Genomic DNA, 18,233 nt, shown 5'->3' with positions numbered 1-18,233 from the left:
CCCTACCCGCTGCTGCGGGATTCGAAAGAATGCGATCTGCCGGCGAACTTCCGCATGATGCGACGGAGCGGCCGGCTTGCACTGAGACCTGGCCCCGGCATCGGCCGCAATGGACGTCGTCAGTCCGTCATGGCTCCTGCTCAACGGTCGAACTGGTTGCGGGCGCGGCCACATTAGGCTCGCCCAGCTGCTGGGCCGCCGCGGCCATCACCGGCCGCAGCCGCGCCCCCCGATGCGGTCGCAGCCGGCTGACCCTCCGCCGCTTCGACAGCCTGCAATTCGTTTTGATAGTCCCTCGCCATCTTCCCGAAGCGCTCCCGGTCGGCATTGCTGTTCACTGCCTGCGCGAAGCGTTGCGCACGGGCGATCTGCTCGTCCAAGAACTGCTTATTCCTGGGCATGGTTCATCTTTTCGATTCATTGCCATCGTCCAATGCACGGCGCGCGATATTGTTGCCGCAGCGGCATCGACACGCGAACCGTCCTAACGGCGAACGGGACTTCTTCATCGTCCAAGAACCTTGGCTTGAAATCGCTGTTCTGTCGGCCGCGGCGTGCTACGTTTCCAAGCGGCCTGCGCCGCGATCTCATTTGACAGGACTTGGCCAATGCCCATCCCCCCGGGGAAGGAGTCGGTATCGGCTCCCAGCCCTGCCACCGAGGTCACCAGGCAGGAGCTGCCGTACCGACTGCGACAGCAGTCGCTGCTGGGCGAGTTCGGCCGCTCCGCCATGCAAACCCGCGACATCGGACAAATCCTGCAGCGCGCGACCGAACTCTGCGCCGAGGGCCTCGAAACACGATTTGCCAAGGTGCTGGAGTACATGCCAGAGGACAAGCGGCTGCTGGTGCGGGCCGGCGTCGGCTGGGGGCCGGGTACGATCGGCGAGGTGTCGCTGGGGATCGATATGGAATCCCCGGCCGGCTACGCCTTCCATACCGGCCAAATGGTCCTTTCAAACCACCTGCAGGAGGAGACACGGTTTCGAACGCCGAAGCTATTGTCGGACCACGGGATCAAGCGGGCGATCAACGTCCTGATCGCAAGGGGCGGCGAAGGTCATCTGCCTTTCGGTGTGCTCGAGGCCGACAGCCCGGATCCCGGACAGTTCGATCGCGCGGACGCCGATTTCCTGGCCGGCTTCGCGGGGTTGCTCGGCATCGCCATAGAGCGGCAACATGCCGACGCCGAGCTCAAGGAAGCGCTCGACCACCAGGCCATGCTGACGCGCGAAATGAGCCACCGCGTCAAGAACAGCCTGGCGTCGGTCGTGGGCCTCCTCCGCGTGCAGGGTCGCAACGCGGAGTCGGAAGACGTCCGGAATGCCCTGAAGGACGCAGCTTCCCGCATCACCACGATCGCCCAGGTCCACGACCATTTATGGCGCAGCACGCGGATCGGGTTTGTCGACATCGCGGACTTCGCGGGCGAGCTTTGCCGGAAGCTGCAAGAAACCGTGGCGCACAACGTAAGCTGTGCTTTCGATCCTCTGATGATTTCAGCCGACAAGGCCATTCCGCTGGGTCTTCTGATCAACGAGATCGTGACGAACTCCGCCAAGCATGCTTACCCGGACGGATCCGGCGATATCCGCGTTTCGGGCGCACGGCACGGCACCGACTTGCGGGTGGAAATATCGGATCAGGGTGTCGGTCTGCCGACAGAGTTCGATATCGACCAGCCACGGGCGAGTCTCGGCTTCAAGGTGATCAAAAGCCTGATCGCCCAACTCGAGGGACGCATTGCAGTGACGTCCAACTCGCCAAGAGGAGTCATGATCCAGCTTGACGTGCCCTTGGATGAGAAAACGGGTTGAGCCGCAGCATCGCCCTAATCCTGCGCGCCCGAAACACGGCCCAAACGCACCGACATCCCCGAAAACGTCGTGAATCTCACGTGTTTCAGATACCCCATGGTCGGCGCCCCAGCTAATGTGCGACCAGGCTACTGGCTAGAGCGTTTCATTTTTTGATGGAAGCGTATCCGGCATTAACGAAGTAGTTGCTGCATTCGCCGGGCAGAATGCTTCTGACGATCTGGCCGATGTGGTCGCAAGCGTCGTTGATCGTGCGTTTTTGTGCGATGCGCATCCAGTGCTTGATCTTGGCGAAGACTTGCTCGATCGGGTTGAGGTCGGGTGAGTAGGGCGGCAGATACCACAGCCTTGCGCCAGCTTTCCGGATCATCTGCCGGACGGTCGGCGACTTGTGGCTACCAAGATTATCCATGACGACGATGTCGCCCGGTTTGAGCACTTTGACGAGTTGAGTACGAGATAGCGTGATCTCCCCGTGCTCCGCTTGAACGCGACAGAATCTCGCCACTCGAGCAGACACAGTGAGGCGCGCCTCGTCATAGACGAAATGTCTTGATCGCAATGTCCTGCTGGATCGTCCACCTTACGCCCCGGGTGGCGGTTTAGCTGGCCTGCTACATCAAGACCAGAGATCAACGTAGCCAAATTGAGCGAACGAGCCATAGATCGGAGACTGCCCGTAACTATTGATCCAGGTCACCTTCAAACTGATTGGCATAGCCCCACATCGGGGCGCTCACGGTGTGCTCCGAAATCAACTGAATTTCCCAGGGCCCGTATACAGTTGCAGGCATGGAAACGACGCGCACTCTCTTGCCGGCTCCAGGTCGCGTACAAGCGAGACGGCGAATGCGGACTCCATCGTCCTGAGCCATCGCAACAATTGCCTTTCGGACTTGGAATGGTGTTTCGCAGACGACAGTGTCAGCCTTGGTCCGATAAACGGACGTCTTGACGTCTGCCGATCCAAGCGATTCCCAGCGGAGCCATACGGCCCCAGCAACCGTAACGGCGAAGCCAATATTGAGGAGGCGCATGAATAACCTCCTTTACCGGCCCTGGCGCGGCTCCGGCTGCGGGTATCCGGCCTCAACATCTACATTACCGGACAGAGCTGGCGGGCACCAGAGCCGGCATGAAAGATCAGTCCAGGACAGAGACTTGCATTGATGTGCACTGCAAGAAATTTGTCGGCGGTCGCAGTGCGCGCGACGCAGCCTCAGAACGTGAACAGAACGGATGCGTACCAGGAGAAGCGATCCGTTTGCTCCGCCTTCTCAACTCCTCGCCTCACATAGCCGAGCAGATGGAAATTGCTGCTGAGATCATAGCGCCATCCTACCCCGAGGCTGGTTGTCGCGGGCGTGCCCGCAGAGTTGGCGGTCTGATGAAAGAGCTCCGCACCGATCTGAAGCTTGGGCATTAGTTGATATGTGAGAACACCACCCGCCAAACAGAAATTTGCTCTGCGAAGAGCGCCGAACACGCATCCACCGCCCCCGAAGGCGGACCATCCGCCGTTCCAATCCTTTTGCACCCAAACCGGCAGAAGCAACGAGGCATGGTTGTCGCCAATCGTATTCGAACCGCTGGGGAGAAAAACGCGAGGAAACACGGCGACGTCGAGACCGAAGTTGTCTTGATGCAGGAACCGGTATTTTGCGGCAAGCTCTATGTTGCTCAACCCAAAATTCGTGCCGCCGGCCGCAGATTGACTGAAGCCCGCGGGCAAGGTCGCTGTGAGCTGAAGGTCAGGCGCTGCACCGTAGTTAAAATCTATGCCCGCCCCGCCATCTATGCCGTCGCGTGTATTCGTCCCGTTGTTGAATGTGTATATCTCGAAGTGATGATATTCGGTCGGTTCCGGATCGTCGGACACGAAGGGAGGACCCGCGACCGCCGGCCGCGCCAGCAGGACCAGCACTGTAGCGCCCAGCCAACCCGACAGAACTCGCATTGAACGACTTCCTCTGCCAAACGTTCTGCTCGGGGTGTGGAACGCGAGCGTCCTCAGCAAAATGAGCCTACTCCATCTCAGAATCAGCGCACCTGCGCTGCGACGCCGGATCCGGGATGCCGTCCGGGCCTCTGTGGCAAGACCAGAATGAGCATGACGATGACGGCGAGGATCACCCCAGATGCGAGAGGACGACTGAGCGCCAAGCCGCCGTGGCTCGTCGGCTTGTCCAGAAAGTCGCCGACCGTGGCACCGAGAGGTCGCGTCAAGATGAAAGCCGCCCAGAACAGGAACACGCGCGAGATTGTCGTCCAATAGTACAGGGCCGCCAGCACGACCAGTCCCGCGCAGAACACGAGCGCGCCCCCGTCATATCCCAATCCGGTGCTGTCCGCGGTCCAGTCTCCGAGCGCGGTGCCCAGAGTCTGCGAAAACGTAATCGTGACCCAATAGAAGATTTCCACTTTCGGCGTTGCAACCGTCTGAACGTTTATCGAACCGAGAGTGAGGTACCAGGCCCCGAGCGAGCACAAGACGCAGGCCAACAAAATCAACGAGCCTCCCGTGTAGCCGATGCCCAACGAGCGATCGAAAAAATCAGCCATGGCGGTGCCCACCGTCGTGGAGGCCACGATGGCGATCCAGTAAATCCAGGCGTTGAACCTTCTCGTCGAGACTTGAGCGATCACCGCCGCAACGAACACGGCAAGGAATATGCCAGTGCCAATCAAATAGCCCCCGTTATGGGCATTTTGGTCGGCGTGCAGCCAGCTCATTGTCACAGTATCGCCGCCGGTTTCGCCGAGCGTCGTGGCGAGGATCTTGATTATCCAGAAGCCGAGCGTCACCTCAGGGATCTTGCTCACGAAATTGTCTTCGTTCGGCATTGTACCTCCAGCAAACGTCCACGGTTTTGGTTTTGCCTTGTAAGCGGCACTCTTTCGCTGAGCCTCAACGCCGGACGCGCGAGAAGGTCACTCTATCAAATATGTATTTTCTGCAATTCTGCCGCTCGGCAACAGCAGCAAGTTGCGTTCTGGATATCGCATCGCGGCTCGCTTGCCGCAACGCCACCGGAACATTTGTGCGCCGCAGCCGAAAGAGCATCGCAGCCGTCCTCAGTTGTTTCCGACCGAATCCATGACGGACAGCAGGTCAGCGATCGTCTGCTTGCATTTGGTCGTATCGGGCGACGCTGCCCGCAACGCCTCGAGCGCACGGTCGATCGCCTTGTCGAGCGTGTGCCAGTCGGCGGCGGCGCGGGGCTTCAGCGCAGCTTCCGCATCGTCCCATTGCGCCTCAAGATCCTTGATCCGGTTCTTGGCGCCGGCGAGGTCGCCCTTGTCGATCAGCGCGGAAATATCCACGACGATGGTGCGGAACGGCGACAGGTCACCGAGCTTCGAGGATACTCCGGCTTCGGCGGTCGGCAGGAACGAGGCGCCGCCGCCTGGAGAAATCGGCTCGCCGAGGGCCCACGTGAGCAGGCCGACAGCTGCTGCCAGAAGAACTCTTTTCATGAACAATCTCCTCATGGCTCGCCCGCGCATCATCCACGCGGGCTTTTAAGTGGAAGCTCAAGATCTCTTCGCCGGATCCGTGCTGTCGCTGTAGTCATCTTCGAAGGTCACCCAGGCGACCAGCGCGATGATCACGGTCAGGAATACCAGGCTGGTCTGGATCGTGCCGAGACCGAATCCGCCGTAATGACGCGACTGCGACAGCAAGTCACCGAGCGACGCGCCGAGTGGGCGCGTCAGAATGTAAGCAAGCCAGAAGGTCAGTACCGGGTTGACACCGAGCGAGTAGAATACGGCGATGAGCGCGATCAGCACGCCGAACGCGAGAACGCCGAGCTGGAAACCGAGCCCGAGCGCCTCGGTAGCGAGGTCGCCCGCCGCGGTGCCGAGCGCAAAGGTGAAGAGAATGGCTGCCCAGTAAAACAGCTCGCGGCGGGTGGTCACGATGGTGCGGATCGAGAGCGTGTGCTCGATGCGGTACCAGATCGCGAAGGTTCCGGCGAGCGCACAGGCGAAGACCGCCGTGCTAACGTAAAGGCTGATCTCGAGCTGGTCGCTCATGAAGTCTGTAATTTGGGTTCCGACAATGCTGACCAGAACCACGGTGAGCCAATAGATCCAGGGAATATAGCGGCGTGCGCGCAGCTGCAACACAAGCGCAGCGATCAGGAGACTTGCCATGAAGGCCATGGTCAGGGTTGCGCCGAGACCAACATGTACGGCGAGATAGTCTGCGCCGGTCTCACCGACGGTGGTCGAGAGGATCTTGATGGTCCAGAAGATGAGCGTGACCTCCGGAACCTTGTTCAGCATCGGCGATAAGCGCAGTTCCCCGGTTATGGACATGTGGCTTTCCCGAATCGAGTTGCACTCAAGCGGCGTTGGAAGCTTGGCCACGACCAACTTAGGCGCGCCTTAGGATCAGGATTTTTCTGTGCGACCGAAGCTAACTTTTTTGTCAGCTCGCGGCGGCGCGCGACGCCGGCCTAAGTCTGCGCTAAGTCTTGAGCACAAGAATTAGGCAGCTCCGATTCTGGACTCCCGAGTGAGGAAAGGAACGATGCGAGTTCTGCTGATCGAGGACGACAGAATGATCGGCACAGCCATCGAGCAGGCGCTCAAGGACGCTGCCTATGCGGTCGATTGGGTCACCGATGGCGAGACGGCGGTCCACGCGGCGGAAAATGAATCTTACGAGTTGGGCCTGCTCGATCTTGGGCTGCCGAAGGCGGACGGCCGCGAGGTGCTTCGGCGCCTGCGCACACTGGGCCGGAGATTCCCCGTGATCATCGTAACCGCACGGGACGCGGTCGATGACCGTATCGACGGCCTCGATCTCGGCGCGGACGACTACCTGGTAAAACCGTTCGAAATTCGCGAACTGCTGGCGCGTATGCGCGCCGTGCTCCGCCGCGAGGGCAGCGGCTCCCCGCCGCTCTTGACCAACGGCAAGCTCAACCTTGACCCGGCAACGCGGGAGGCCTCGTTTCTCGGCGAGAGCGCACGGCTCACCGCACGCGAATTTGCTCTCCTGCAGGCGCTGCTTGCGCGGCCGGGCAGAGTCCTGTCGCGCAGCGAGCTCGAACGGCAGATTTACGGTTGGAATGAAGAGGTCGAGAGCAATGCCATTGAATACCTCATCCACACCCTTCGCAAGAAGCTCGGAGCCGCAGCGATCCGCAACGTGCGCGGAGTCGGCTGGATGGTGGACCGCTCATCATGATCAGGTCCCTGCGCGCGCGCCTGTTCGTCGGCCTGACCGCAATCATACTGGTGAGCGGTGCAATCGGCGGAATGTTCGCCTATAGCTGGGCGTTCGGCGAGGCCATCGAACTGCAGGACTCGATCCTGATCCAACTTGCGAGCCTGGCCCAAAATGCCGGTTTCAGCGGCGGCCAGCCTCTTCACGGCGTCGAGGAAGACACAGAGGTCTGGCTCGTCGAGTTGGGAAAGACGCCGCGAGGCTTGGCAGAGGATCGCCAGCTCTTCAACCTGCCCGATGGTCTGCAGGTCGCGACCTGGAAGAAACAACCAGTCCGGGTGCTACTGCGAACGCGATCCGACGGCAGTCGGTTCGCCGTGGCGCAGCCGACCACTGTTCGAGACGAAACCGCGCGCGATGTGGCGTTTCGTACGTTGCTTCCGATCGCCGCGCTGATTCCCTGCCTGATGCTGGTCACGGCGCTTGTCATTGCGCACTCGCTCCGCCCGATAGTCCAGCTGGCCGGAGATCTCGATTCAAGGCGAGCCGATGACATGACTCCGCTGCCGCTAAAGCGTACGCCCAGCGAGCTGCATCCGTTCATCACCTCGATCAACGGATTGTTGGCGCGTATGCGGCTCTTGATGGATCAGCACCGGCGCTTCGTTGCCGATGCAGCGCATGAGCTGCGGACGCCGATCACCGCGCTCAGCCTGCAGGCGGAAAATCTTGATTCGGTTGCGCTCCCCGAGGTCGCGCGGGAGCGCGTCGCCGCGCTCAAGCAGGGTATGCATCGCACCAAGCATCTCCTTGAGCAATTGCTCGCGCTGGCGCGGCATGAGGCTACCCCCTCCGACCCTGCCGAAATGCCGCTTGCAGCGCTAGACAGTGTGGCGAAAGAGGTCGTGGCCGATCTGCTGCAGGAGGCGCTTGACCGCGGCATCGATCTCGGCTTCGCGCTTGTCGAACCTCTCACGGTGCGCAGCGAGCCGGTGATGCTCGCGGCGATCATCCGCAATTTGCTCGATAACGCGCTTCGTTTCACGCCCCGGGGCGGAACGATCGATATCGGGATCTATCCACAGGACGACGTGGCGATCCTGCAGGTTGAGGATACCGGTCCCGGCATTGCTTCCGGCGACATGGATCAAATCTTCGACCCGTTTTTCCGGGGCTCTCGCCCGGAGGGAGAAGGAACCGGTCTTGGCTTGTCCATCGTGAAGCGCATTGTCGACAGCCTGGGCGGTGGAATCGCGCTGGAGAACATCGCGGGCGCCGGCCGGTCCGGGCTCCGTGTCACGGTACGGCTGCCGATTGCTGGCGTTCCGGATGCATTACCCAGTAAAGACGCGGGCGAGTAGAGAAGCCCAGCGGGCTCCGGAACGGGCGTGCTCCTAAGTCGCAGCTAATTCTCATCGGAGAAATGATCTTGCTCAAACCAAGAGGCGAAGGGGGAAGATACAGGAAGATAACCAACGAGCTTTGGGCATCTTCAAAATCGCAATTCGCAAGGGGGGGCAACAGGAGGTCAACTATGAACAGAATGAGCGCCGTTGCTATCGCCGCCGCTCTGGCGAGCCTCGTTGGATTCGCGCCCGCGTCTGCCTTTGCGCAAGCAAGCAGCGCCGAAAAGCCGGTTGCCGCGGAAAAGAACCCGCCCGGCGACATTCCCGACAATCAGGTCTTCATCGACTACCGCTCGCCGCTCGGCTTCAACATCAAGGTCCCGGAAGGATGGGCTCGCCGCGAGACATCCGACGGCGTCACCTTCAGGGACAAGTACAACACGATTGCACTGGCTGTGTCGCAACGTTCCGATGCCATAAGCGTGGTCAACGCCAAACAACAGGAAGTCGCCGACCTTGAAAAGACTGGCAGGGCGGTTCGCGTGACAGGCGTCAAATCCGTCAAGCTCCCTTCCGGACCGGCCGTGGTCGTCAGCTACAGCTCGAATTCCGAGCCAAACCCGGTGACCGAGAAAGACATCCGCGAGGAGAACGACCGCTATTTCTTCTGGCAGAATGGCAAGCTGGTCACGTTGACCATGTCGGCGCCCTTGGGAGCGGACAATGCCGACCAATGGGATCTGATGGCGAAGAGCTTCAGGTGGCAGTGACATGGCCGTCGTTGAGGCTTTCGATCTCTACAGGTTCTTTCACACGCGCGAATCCGAAACGCTTGCGCTTCGTGGCGTCAGCCTGCGGCTCGACGAGGGCGAACTGGTCGCGCTGGAGGGCCCGTCCGGTAGCGGCAAGTCGACATTGCTTGCCTGCCTGTCGGGTCTGGATGAGCCCGATGGAGGATATGTCGAATTGCTCGGCGAGCGCCTGACCCGCCGGTCGGAAGCCGAGCGCGCACGCCGCCGCGGCGCGAACATCGGCATCCTGATGCAATCCAGGAACCTGTTTCCCTCGCTTTCAGTTGCGGACAACATCAAGCTCGCGATGCTGATCGCTGGCAAAATCAACGACGAGCGGGCAAAGAACCTGTTGGCGGGTGTCGGGCTTGAGGAGCGCGCTGTGGCGCGGCCAGGTCAGCTGTCGGGAGGCGAATTGGCGCGGGCGGGTCTTGCCGTCGCCCTGGCTGCGGCTCCTCGGATCCTTCTCGCGGATGAGCCGACGGGAGAGGTCGATGCCGTCACGGAACGGTCCATCCTCGACATACTGAACGAGCAATGCCGGGCCGGAGTTGCCGTCCTCGTGGCAACCCATAGTCAGGCGCTTGCCGCGCGCGCCGACCGGATTATTCATCTTCGCGACGGGAGAATCGGCGATGCCTGACATCCTTGTCGAGGGCAAGGAGGTGACGCGCCGCTTCAGCCAGGGCGGCAGCGACATCTACGCCCTTCAGCCGGCATGGTTCGAGATCCGGGCCGGCGACCGAATAGCCCTGCTCGGCCGCTCTGGGAGCGGCAAATCGACATTGCTTCATCTGATCGCCGGGCTCGATACGCCGACCGGCGGTCTGCTGAGGTGGCCTGCGCTCGGCCCGCATGATGCGCTTCGGCCGGGATATGTCGGGATCGTATTCCAGGCGCCGAGCCTGATCCCGACGTTGAGCGTCGTCGAAAACATCGAGGTCCCGCTGCGAATAGCCGGAAAGGTCTCCTCGCCGCAGACCCGGGCACTAGCGGCGCTGGAGTCGCTTGGGCTGGCAGACATAGCCGACAAGGTTCCGGACGAGCTGTCGGGCGGGCAGGCGCAACGCGTCGCCCTCGCGAGGGCGATCGCGCTAAAGCCCCGGCTGATTCTGGCCGACGAGCCGACCGGCCAACTGGATCAGTCGATCGCCCGGCAAACCGTCGATGCATTGCTCAACTCCCTCGAGGGGAGCGACGCCGCCCTTCTCGTTGCCACCCACGATCCCTCGGTGGCCAGGCGCATGAAGACCACATGGCTCATGGATCACGGACGCCTCCAGCTAACGGCGATGGCGGAGAGCACATGATACGGCTTTGGCTCAAGGGCTTTTTCGCCGCACATTTTGGCCGCCTCGTTGCTGCTGTTGTCGGGCTCGCATTGCCTGTGGCGCTGTTGGGATCTCTGGGCGCATTTGTCATCGCATCCTCCGAAAGCATGGCCCGACGCGCGGTGGCGAGCCTGCCCGCGGACTGGCAGGTTCTTCTCGTCCCCGGAGCCGATGCGGCAACGGTGATCGACGCGATCGGCAATGCCGCTCGCTATGAAAACTTGCAGTCCGCAGGTTATGCGGACACGGAGGGATTTTCCGCTATCACGGGCGGGACGACGCAGACGACCGGACCGGGCAAGGTGCTCGGCCTGGAGACGAATTATCGTCAGCTCTTTCCCGGTCAGATTGAGCTCAACCTGGGATCATGGGACGGCGTGCTGATTGCCGCGCAAACGGCCGCCAATCTTCACGTCGCCCCCGGCGACACGGTGACGATCCGTCTCGTGAGCGGCAGCCCGGTCGACGTCAGGATTGCCGGTGTGGTGGCGCTGCCGAATGCCGACTCCATGTTCCAGGCAATCGGGGTGTCCAAGAACATTGCGCCCCAGGGTCCGCCGGACAACGTGCTTCTGATGCCAATGTCGGAGTGGCGGACCGTGTTCGCACAACAAGCATCCGCGCGGCCGGACACGGTCCGCACACAGATCCATGTCCGGCTCGATCATGCCGTCTTGCCGCCGGATCCGAGTGCGGCCTTCGTGCAGGCGCAGCGCGCGGCCAACAATTTCGAGGCACGCGTCGCAGGCAGCGCCGCGCTTGCGGACAATCTTGCCGCGCGCCTCGACGCGGTGCGCGCCGACTCGCTTTATGCGCGCGTCCTGTTCCTCTTCCTCGGCATTCCCGGAGTCATTTTGGCGCTCCTGGTTACGCTCGCGGTCGCCTCGTCCGGTTCGGAGCGTCGCCGGCGGGAGCAGGCGCTGCTGCGGCTTCGCGGCGCGTCGCTTCTGCAACTGTTGCGTCTTGCCGCGATCGAGGCCACTGCGGTTGCAGGACTCGGCACCGTGATCGGCCTGCTTCTCGCGGCAGTCGTGGCCCTGACCTGGTGGCGGTTGCAAAATCTCGGGCTGGTGATGCCCTGGCTCGTCCTTGTCGGTGCCGTCGGGCTTGGCTTCGGCATTGCCGCCTCGCTCGTTCCCGCCTGGATGGACGCGACGGGCACGTCGATCGCGGCTGCGCGCGCGGAGATGGATCGACCGGTGCCTTCGCTATGGCAGCGACTTTGTCTGGACGTCGTCTTTCTCGGAGCCGGCGGCGTCGTATTCTGGATGGTCGCAAGGACCGGTTATGAAATTGTTCTGGCTCCCGAGGGCATCGCCCAGACCTCGGTGCACTACGAAGCTTTTCTGGCGCCTCTGTGCTTCTGGGTCGGTGGCGGCCTGTTATGGCTCCGCCTGAGCCGATGGGCGCTGGGACGGGGCCAGGGTGCGGTCGCGGTGCTGCTTGCGCCGCTATCGGCGACTCTCGGGCCGATCATCGTGGCCTCGCTGTCGCGTCAGCAACGCCGGATGGCGAGGGGCGTTGCGCTGGTCGCGCTTGCGTTCGCCTTTGCGACGGCAACGGCCATCTTCAACAGCACCTACAATGCACAATCACGCGTGGACGCTGAACTCACGAACGGCGCCGATGTCACGTTGACCGGGACCACGGCGCATCCTGCCAGCGAGCTTCTGGCGGAGCTGAGAGCAATTCCAGGCGTGGCTGCAGCGGAGCCGATGATGCATCGCTTTGCCTACGTCGGAGCGGATCTGCAGGATATGTTCGGGATCAATCCCACAATGATCGGCAAGCTGACCACGATTTCGAACGCCTATTTTGCCAATCATGATGCCGGCAAGTCTCTCGCGTTGTTAGCCGAGACCCCGGATGGTGTTCTGGTCTCGCAGGAGACGGTGGACGACTTCCAGCTGCAGCCCGGCGACCGCCTGAACCTGCGGCTTCAGAACGCAAGCGACCATCAATATCACGTTGTTCCGTTCAAGTTCGTCGGCATCGTCCGCGAGTTTCCAACAGCTCCAAAGGACTCCTTCCTTGTAGCCAACGCGGACTACATCGCAAAACTGGCTAGCTCCGATGCCAGCGAGGTAGTTCTGTTGCGAACGTCGGGGGACGCAGAAGCCGTCGCGGCTGACGCGCGCAAGCTGGCAGCGAAACGCGGCGGCACCAAGGTCACGACGCTCGGTGAGACACAGGCGCTCATCAGCTCCAGTCTGACCGCGGTCGACCTGCGTGGTTTGACCGCCTTGGAGCTTGGCTTTGCAGTGTTGATGATCGCGGGCGTCACCGGCCTTGTCCTGGCGCTGGGGCTCTCGGCGCGTCGGCGCAGCTTCACCATTCTCTCAGCGCTCGGCGCCACGCCAAGACAACTCGGCGCGTTTCTCTGGAGCGAGGGGCTCATCATCGTGGTCGGAGGCGCGGTGATGGGCATCGCGGTCGGCTTTGGAATAGCGTACGTCCTCGTCACGCTAATGTCCGGCGTGTTTGATCCGCCACCGGAGACGCTCACCGTGCCGTGGTTATATGTGACGGTCGCTCTGGCTACGGCGCTCCTTTGCGGCTCGATTGCAATAGCTGGAACGCTCACGCTTTCGAAGAAGCCGGATCTTGAGGCGTTGCGTGGTGGCTAAGCGACATGTTCGATCAAGTTCTTGCGGCAGTTACGAACTGGATTATCGGTTCAATATCGCATCTGGGCTACTTTGGACTCGTCATTTTGATGGCAGTCGAGTCTGCCTGCGTTCCTCTTCCTTCTGAAATAATCATGCCGTTTGCCGGCTATCTCGCTTTCGCAGGTCGGTTCAGCCTGCTCGGCGCCGCGACGATGGGTGCGATCGGGTGCAATCTCGGTTCGACTGTGGCATACCTTATGGCCGCCAAGGGTGGCAGGAAGGCGATCGAACGCTGGGGAGCTTACGTCCTACTTCGCCCCGCCGAACTCGCCAAGGCCGAACTGTTCTTCGCGCGCCACGGCAGCATGGCAGTCTTTGTCAGCCGCCTATTGCCGGTGATACGAACCTTCATCGCATTCCCGGCCGGGCTTGCGCGGATGCCAATGGTGAAATTTCAGGTTTATACGTTCCTCGGCTCATGGCCCTGGTGTTTTGCGCTCGCCTACATTGGATATTTGCTAGGGGAAAGGTGGCACAGTGACCCGACCTTCCGCAGGCTCTTTCATCGGTTTGATGCCGTGATCCTGTTGGCTCTTGTAGTCGCCTGCGGTTGGTTCGTTTGGTCGCGGGGACGCCAGAGATTTCGGCGACGTCAGTGATGGCGCCGTAATCGGCGGGCTCGCCTCCTCGGCGTATGCCTGGGAGCCGGGCTATGGCTACCACGACGGTCCAGGGTACTACGGCGCCGGGTACTATGGCGGGCCATACGCTTACGACTATGGATACGATGCTCCCTATCGCTGGGGTGTGGGCTACGCGACGAGGACCTACTACACGGCGCCGGTTTCCTATGGCTATCGGTACCGTCGCGTCGTGAGGCCCGCGTATGCTTATTACGGGGGAGCCTATCCGGTCGCGCGTCACCGCTGGCATCATCACTGGTGAGACGAAATCAAAGATTGAGCCGATATCAGGCCGCGCTCCGGAAGGGCGCGGCCATCTCGCTTGTACGAGGCGCAAATGGTCGAGCTCACTACCACCCGCCGGCAGAGAAGTCGCGCCGCTCGAACGCCAGTCGTAGGTCGGGACGTTGCTCGGTGTTCTAGTGTTTGCCACGACGAGGCATTTCAATGACTTTCTGGAGCAGCGTCGGATTGCCAAGAACCGCGCGCAATTCCGCCTTGTCGAGCCAGACGGCGACGTCTTCAAAGGTCTCGCATTCCTCGACTTTGGCACATGCAGTCGCAAGAGGCACGTCGACAGGGCCGAACCTGCGGCGATTCGTAGGCGACAGCGACTCTAAATGGTCGCGTAGCAGTTCAGGGTCTTGGGTAAGCTGGTCGAGAGCTCCCGCCACCTCTATCGGCTGATATGCGGCGAGTTCGTTGGCATGGAGCACCACAGGAGGCGGCCTGAAGTCTTCTGGCGTGGCAAAAACTCCCGTCCACTTCAACCGCGAGGAGGTTATCAATCCGAGCGGGATCGAAAGCAGTAGCCCTACGATAACGGGCGACATCCAGAGCAGCAACGGGAAAGAGACAGCATACGCGCTGACGGCCAGAGCCAGGCCGCAGAGCGTTGGCCCAGCAAGCTTGCGATATATCTCCTCCCGAACAGGCCGACCGTCGCTTCGGCGCTGCACCTCCCATCCCGCATCCCGACCAAGCAGTATTTCCACCACGGCCTTGGACTGGAAGATCATCATGCAGGGAGCGATCAGGGCCGCGAGAACCGTTTCGCAGAGGACCCCCGCCAGCACCCAGGAGCCTCCGGCTGAACCGGTGCGCTCCTCGCGATCATTGATCAGCACGAGATAGGCCAGCAGCTTCGGCAGGATCAGGAGCCCCATCGTCGCGGCGAAGACCCACGCAGCAAGAACGGGATCCTGTTGCGGCCACGAGGGAAACAAGCTGAAGCCCTTGGGAAAGTATTCGGGCCGGATGAAGTGCGCCTGCAGTGAAATGAGCAAGCCGAGAATTAGAAAGAGAAGCCACAGTGGAGCGGTAAGGTAAGAGCCGATCCCTGTCAGCAAATGCAGCCGTGACACCCAATAAAGGCCACGCGCCGGCAACACGGCGAGGTGCTGAAGGTTGCCCTGGCACCAGCGCCGGTCTCGCCCGGCAAAGTCCAGCACCGACGGAGGCACTTCCTCGAAACTGCCGCGAAGGTCCGGGGCCATATAGATTGCCCAGCCCGCGCGGCGCATCAGCGCGGCTTCGACAAAATCGTGGCTCAGGATATGGCCACCGAAAGGCTTACGACCGCGCAGCTCCGGCAGGCCAGCCTCCTCTGCGAACGCGGCCACCCGGATGATGGCGTTGTGTCCCCAATAGTTGCTGTCGCCGCCATGCCACCAGGCATTACCTGCTGCGATGATGGGGCCGTACACACGGCCGGAGAACTGCTGCAACCGGCTGAACAGGGTGCGCGCGTTGACAATGACCGGCTGCGTCTGGATGAGGCCGGCAGCGGGATGGGTTTCCATTGCGTGAACAAGCCGTACGACGGTGTCGCCTTCCATCAGACTGTCCGCGTCCAGGACGATCATGTGGGCGTAGCCGCCACCAAACCTTCTGACCCAGTCGGCGATGTTGCCGGATTTTCGCCCTGTATTCTCAGAACGATGTCGATAGTACAACCGACCTGCGCCGCAGGCGCCGCGCAGGCGAACGAAGGCCGTCTCTTCATAGATCCATGTATCCGGGTCGGACGTATCGCTCAGCAAGAACCAGTCGAACTTCTCTCCGTATCCGCGCGCCTCAACTGATTCATACATGGCCCGCAGTCTCGCCATCAGATGGTGAGGATCCTCGTTATAGGTCGGCAGCAGCATGGCGGTGCGCGAGGTAATCGCAGGCAACTCGCGCGTCCTATCGATGGGCAGACCCGGCGACTTCCGGGTCAGCAAAACGAAAAATCCGGCAAGCGCTGACATGAACGAGAACGCGACCCAGGCGAGGAGCACGAGGAAGAGACCAAGCAGCATCGCCTCGAGAACGGTCACGCCGCCAACCTTCACCACGTCGTACATCTCGTAGCCGCCCGCAAGCGTCAGAATGGCTGTACCGATGAAAATGATGAGACGCCGAAGAACGAGAGAGCTTCTGGAACGGGCCGCCCCTCTTCGGGCTTCTGCCGCGCGGTCCAGCCTGCACGGCACCATCGCGAGCGGCCTGTCTGGCGGCAGAAATCGACCGCTCTCCGCGCTCCCGGTCGGCGCCGGCGACTGGTTTAGGGCGTCCATCGATAGATCCACACCTCGGAGATCGGCGCCTCGCGCTCGGCCAGGAAAGCCCGCAGCTCGATGGCCGTCTGTCCCTTGACCGCGCATTGAAAGCTCAGGCGCCATCCGCCCGTAACTGGGTTTGGTTGCGTCACGATGTTGCTGATCTCAGCTTTTTCAGCGGTCACCACGCCCTTGATGGTGTTGGGGTCAACGCCTTTGAGCTTGTCGCCCATGAGCTCCAGGACGAACAGCTTGCTGTCCTCGCCGCGGCTGCCGATCCCCGTTCGAGTGAACCGCACGAGCGACTGCGGCTTCGGCGCATCTGGGCCCCAGTGCAGCCGATAGGTGAAGATATGCTCGCTTTTGGCTGCAAGCGGCTGCTTGGGCCGCCAGAACGCGGCGATGTTGTCGTGGATCTCCTCCTTAGTTGGGATCTCGAACAATATGACCGCCCCTTCGCCCCAATCTCCGATCGGCTCGAACCAGAGGCTTGGGCGAGTTTCGAACTTGGATTCGAGATCCTGGTAATCAAAGAAATTTCTGTCTCGCTGCATCAGGCCAAAACCGCGTGGATTGAGGTCGGCAAACGTGCTCACCTGCAGATCGTGCGGATTGTTGAGTGGGCGCCAGAGCTGTTCGCCACGCCCATTAAAGATCGCAAGTCCATCCGAATCGTGAACCGCGGGGCGAAAATCGTCGAAATCCTTGCGATCGTTTGGCCCGAAGAAGAACATGCTGGTCATCGGCGCCAGGCCGCCATGCTGCACGTCGACCCGCGGATAGAGGGCCATCTCGACGTCGAAAACCGTGGTATCGCCGGGCCGGATCGTGAATCGGTAGCTTGCCGCCGCGCTCTTGCTGTCCAGCAGCGCATGCACCACGACGGAAGTGGCATTGGCCGCCGGCCTCTCCAGCCAGAACGCCTTAAAGACCGGAAATTCCTCACCTTTGCTTTCACCGGTGTCGATCGCGAGTCCACGCGCGGAAAGACCATACGTCTCTCCCTTGGCGACGGCTCGGAAATAGCTCGCACCCAGGAAGACACAAACTTCGTCGTAGTAATCCGGCTTGTTAATTAGAGCGTGGATACGAAATCCGGCAAAGCCGATATCGACATCCGGCCATTGCCCGAGCCCGTCGCCGAATGAGAAGTCATCCCGCCGGTACGGGATCGGCGTGGCATTTCCATCGACCACCTCCGATATCTCGACCCTATTCTTGTAGAAGAAGCCTCTGTGGAAGAACTGCACCTCGAAAGGCAGCTTCTCGCGACGCCACAGCGCCTTCTCCGGGATGAAACGAATGGATCGGTATTGGTCATAGTTGAGGTTCTGCAGCAGATCAGGCAGCTTTTCGTCAGGTGGCTCGAATGGCTTGGCAGCAAGCGCGCGCGCAAGATCGCGCACGGAAGACGGGGTGAAGGGCGATGAGGAGCCCGGCTGAGCGAGCGCTACACGCGGCAGTATAGCGGTAGCCGAAACAGCAGCGGACGCGCGAAGAAGTTGCCGGCGGTTCACCCGTCCGTCTCCCCAGTTCTAAATGGACAGGGGAAACGACCTACCTTTTGCGGAGTTCCACCGCGTCGCTCGGGTGCGAGACTGACGTTTTGGGAGATGCCCACTCGGGCGGCAGGGACTGTGATCTTGGCTCCCGCTGGCTTTCGATTTGGCCCTGATGCGCCCGAGAGCCGAGGTAGTTGGCTGACAAGCAGGACTCCGGCTTGAAGCGGACGACCGGACACTAGCACGGTCTCGCCGGAGGCGCGGCTACCGGTGCTGAAATCAGTGTACACTCGTGGCAAGCCGGAGATTATGAACAGCCGCCCAAGTGAAGCTCGCAAAGGCGCGTGGGCGAGATGAGCCCGCTTATCGTGTTGCGAAACTCGCACGACGGACCGGTCGCCCAGAACGGCGTCAAGAGCGGCGCAGAGGACG

The 18,233-nt window shown here is 61.4% G+C and carries 16 protein-coding genes and 1 pseudogene; 8 read left to right on the top strand and 9 right to left on the bottom strand.

Annotated elements, in window-relative coordinates:
• Positions 1-173: 173 nt before the first annotated feature.
• The gene (locus tag AC0L2O_RS12570; RefSeq protein ID WP_456767430.1) at positions 174-380 is read right to left on the bottom strand and encodes a hypothetical protein; all 207 of its coding nucleotides are present in this window, start codon (positions 378-380) and stop codon (positions 174-176) included.
• 228 nt (positions 381-608) lie between these two features.
• Between AC0L2O_RS12570 and AC0L2O_RS12565 the strand changes: the two genes are divergently transcribed.
• Positions 609-1,817 carry a sensor histidine kinase gene (locus AC0L2O_RS12565; RefSeq protein ID WP_456767429.1) on the top strand — a complete coding sequence of 403 codons (1,209 nt, stop codon included), beginning with the start codon at positions 609-611 and terminating at the stop codon, positions 1,815-1,817.
• Positions 1,818-1,962: 145 nt separating this feature from the next.
• On the opposite strand, the pseudogene AC0L2O_RS12560 reads toward AC0L2O_RS12565, so the two are convergent.
• The 6 genes and pseudogenes from AC0L2O_RS12560 to AC0L2O_RS12535 form a co-directional block, all read right to left on the bottom strand.
• A pseudogene (locus AC0L2O_RS12560) lies at positions 1,963-2,274 on the bottom strand (transposase); the annotation flags it as partial.
• Positions 2,275-2,500: 226 nt separating this feature from the next.
• Positions 2,501-2,854, bottom strand: a complete 354-nt coding sequence (locus AC0L2O_RS12555; protein WP_456767428.1) for a hypothetical protein — start codon at positions 2,852-2,854, stop codon at positions 2,501-2,503.
• A 182-nt stretch (positions 2,855-3,036) separates the two neighbouring features.
• Positions 3,037-3,774, bottom strand: coding sequence for a transporter (locus AC0L2O_RS12550; RefSeq protein ID WP_456767427.1), 738 nt, complete (start codon positions 3,772-3,774; stop codon positions 3,037-3,039).
• Positions 3,775-3,857: 83 nt separating this feature from the next.
• The gene (locus AC0L2O_RS12545; RefSeq protein ID WP_456767426.1) at positions 3,858-4,661 is read right to left on the bottom strand and encodes a COG4705 family protein; all 804 of its coding nucleotides are present in this window, start codon (positions 4,659-4,661) and stop codon (positions 3,858-3,860) included.
• Positions 4,662-4,892: 231 nt separating this feature from the next.
• Positions 4,893-5,294: a hypothetical protein gene (locus tag AC0L2O_RS12540; protein WP_473369932.1), complete on the bottom strand. Its 402-nt coding sequence runs from the start codon at positions 5,292-5,294 to the stop codon at positions 4,893-4,895.
• 57 nt (positions 5,295-5,351) lie between these two features.
• Positions 5,352-6,140 carry a COG4705 family protein gene (locus AC0L2O_RS12535; protein WP_473370069.1) on the bottom strand — a complete coding sequence of 263 codons (789 nt, stop codon included), beginning with the start codon at positions 6,138-6,140 and terminating at the stop codon, positions 5,352-5,354.
• A gap of 214 nt (positions 6,141-6,354) precedes the next feature.
• Here AC0L2O_RS12535 and AC0L2O_RS12530 point away from each other — a divergent pair, with 214 nt between their 5' ends.
• The 7 genes from AC0L2O_RS12530 (at position 6,355) to AC0L2O_RS12500 (ending at position 13,732) form a co-directional block, all read left to right on the top strand.
• Positions 6,355-7,017, top strand: coding sequence for a response regulator transcription factor (locus AC0L2O_RS12530; RefSeq protein WP_456767424.1), 663 nt, complete (start codon positions 6,355-6,357; stop codon positions 7,015-7,017).
• Entirely contained in the window at positions 7,014-8,357 is a 1,344-nt protein-coding gene (locus tag AC0L2O_RS12525; RefSeq protein WP_456767423.1) for an ATP-binding protein, read from the top strand. The genes AC0L2O_RS12530 and AC0L2O_RS12525 overlap by 4 nt, the downstream gene beginning before the upstream one ends.
• A gap of 62 nt (positions 8,358-8,419) precedes the next feature.
• Entirely contained in the window at positions 8,420-9,112 is a 693-nt protein-coding gene (locus AC0L2O_RS12520) for a hypothetical protein (RefSeq protein WP_456767422.1), read from the top strand.
• 1 nt (position 9,113) lies between these two features.
• Positions 9,114-9,776 carry an ABC transporter ATP-binding protein gene (locus AC0L2O_RS12515; protein ID WP_456767421.1) on the top strand — a complete coding sequence of 221 codons (663 nt, stop codon included), beginning with the start codon at positions 9,114-9,116 and terminating at the stop codon, positions 9,774-9,776.
• Positions 9,769-10,443 (top strand): ABC transporter ATP-binding protein, encoded by a 675-nt coding sequence (locus AC0L2O_RS12510; protein ID WP_456767420.1) that lies wholly within the window; start codon positions 9,769-9,771, stop codon positions 10,441-10,443. Before AC0L2O_RS12515 ends, AC0L2O_RS12510 begins: the two co-directional genes overlap by 8 nt.
• Entirely contained in the window at positions 10,440-13,091 is a 2,652-nt protein-coding gene (locus AC0L2O_RS12505; RefSeq protein WP_473369931.1) for an ABC transporter permease, read from the top strand. The genes AC0L2O_RS12510 and AC0L2O_RS12505 overlap by 4 nt, the downstream gene beginning before the upstream one ends.
• Positions 13,092-13,096: 5 nt before the next feature.
• On the top strand, positions 13,097-13,732 hold the full coding sequence (locus AC0L2O_RS12500; RefSeq protein WP_456767418.1) for a DedA family protein: 636 nt from the start codon (positions 13,097-13,099) through the stop codon (positions 13,730-13,732).
• Between the two features lie 443 nt (positions 13,733-14,175).
• Here the strand turns inward: AC0L2O_RS12500 and mdoH are convergent, their stop codons facing one another.
• Positions 14,176-16,317 carry a glucans biosynthesis glucosyltransferase MdoH gene (mdoH, locus tag AC0L2O_RS12495; RefSeq protein ID WP_473369930.1) on the bottom strand — a complete coding sequence of 714 codons (2,142 nt, stop codon included), beginning with the start codon at positions 16,315-16,317 and terminating at the stop codon, positions 14,176-14,178.
• Positions 16,305-17,816, bottom strand: a complete 1,512-nt coding sequence (locus tag AC0L2O_RS12490; RefSeq protein WP_473369929.1) for a glucan biosynthesis protein G — start codon at positions 17,814-17,816, stop codon at positions 16,305-16,307. The genes mdoH and AC0L2O_RS12490 overlap by 13 nt, the downstream gene beginning before the upstream one ends.
• Positions 17,817-18,233: the final 417 nt, after the last annotated feature.

It is taken from the genome of Bradyrhizobium sp. Kon10 (assembly GCF_055807395.1).
The sequence above is the reverse complement of the archived record's forward strand: the minus strand, read 5'-3'. Positions and strand labels throughout refer to the sequence as shown.

Coding starts and splice junctions, on each gene's coding strand:
- mdoH (WP_473369930.1), bottom strand. CDS start 16,317: ATGGACGCCCTAAACCAGTCGCCGGCGCCGACCGGGAGCGCGGAGAGC.
- AC0L2O_RS12565 (WP_456767429.1), top strand. CDS start 609: ATGCCCATCCCCCCGGGGAAGGAGTCGGTATCGGCTCCCAGCCCTGCC.
- AC0L2O_RS12505 (WP_473369931.1), top strand. CDS start 10,440: ATGATACGGCTTTGGCTCAAGGGCTTTTTCGCCGCACATTTTGGCCGC.
- AC0L2O_RS12550 (WP_456767427.1), bottom strand. CDS start 3,774: ATGCGAGTTCTGTCGGGTTGGCTGGGCGCTACAGTGCTGGTCCTGCTG.
- AC0L2O_RS12515 (WP_456767421.1), top strand. CDS start 9,114: ATGGCCGTCGTTGAGGCTTTCGATCTCTACAGGTTCTTTCACACGCGC.
- AC0L2O_RS12500 (WP_456767418.1), top strand. CDS start 13,097: ATGTTCGATCAAGTTCTTGCGGCAGTTACGAACTGGATTATCGGTTCA.
- AC0L2O_RS12545 (WP_456767426.1), bottom strand. CDS start 4,661: ATGCCGAACGAAGACAATTTCGTGAGCAAGATCCCTGAGGTGACGCTC.
- AC0L2O_RS12555 (WP_456767428.1), bottom strand. CDS start 2,854: ATGCGCCTCCTCAATATTGGCTTCGCCGTTACGGTTGCTGGGGCCGTA.
- AC0L2O_RS12540 (WP_473369932.1), bottom strand. CDS start 5,294: ATGAAAAGAGTTCTTCTGGCAGCAGCTGTCGGCCTGCTCACGTGGGCC.
- AC0L2O_RS12520 (WP_456767422.1), top strand. CDS start 8,420: ATGATCTTGCTCAAACCAAGAGGCGAAGGGGGAAGATACAGGAAGATA.
- AC0L2O_RS12530 (WP_456767424.1), top strand. CDS start 6,355: ATGCGAGTTCTGCTGATCGAGGACGACAGAATGATCGGCACAGCCATC.
- AC0L2O_RS12535 (WP_473370069.1), bottom strand. CDS start 6,140: ATGTCCATAACCGGGGAACTGCGCTTATCGCCGATGCTGAACAAGGTT.
- AC0L2O_RS12510 (WP_456767420.1), top strand. CDS start 9,769: ATGCCTGACATCCTTGTCGAGGGCAAGGAGGTGACGCGCCGCTTCAGC.
- AC0L2O_RS12525 (WP_456767423.1), top strand. CDS start 7,014: ATGATCAGGTCCCTGCGCGCGCGCCTGTTCGTCGGCCTGACCGCAATC.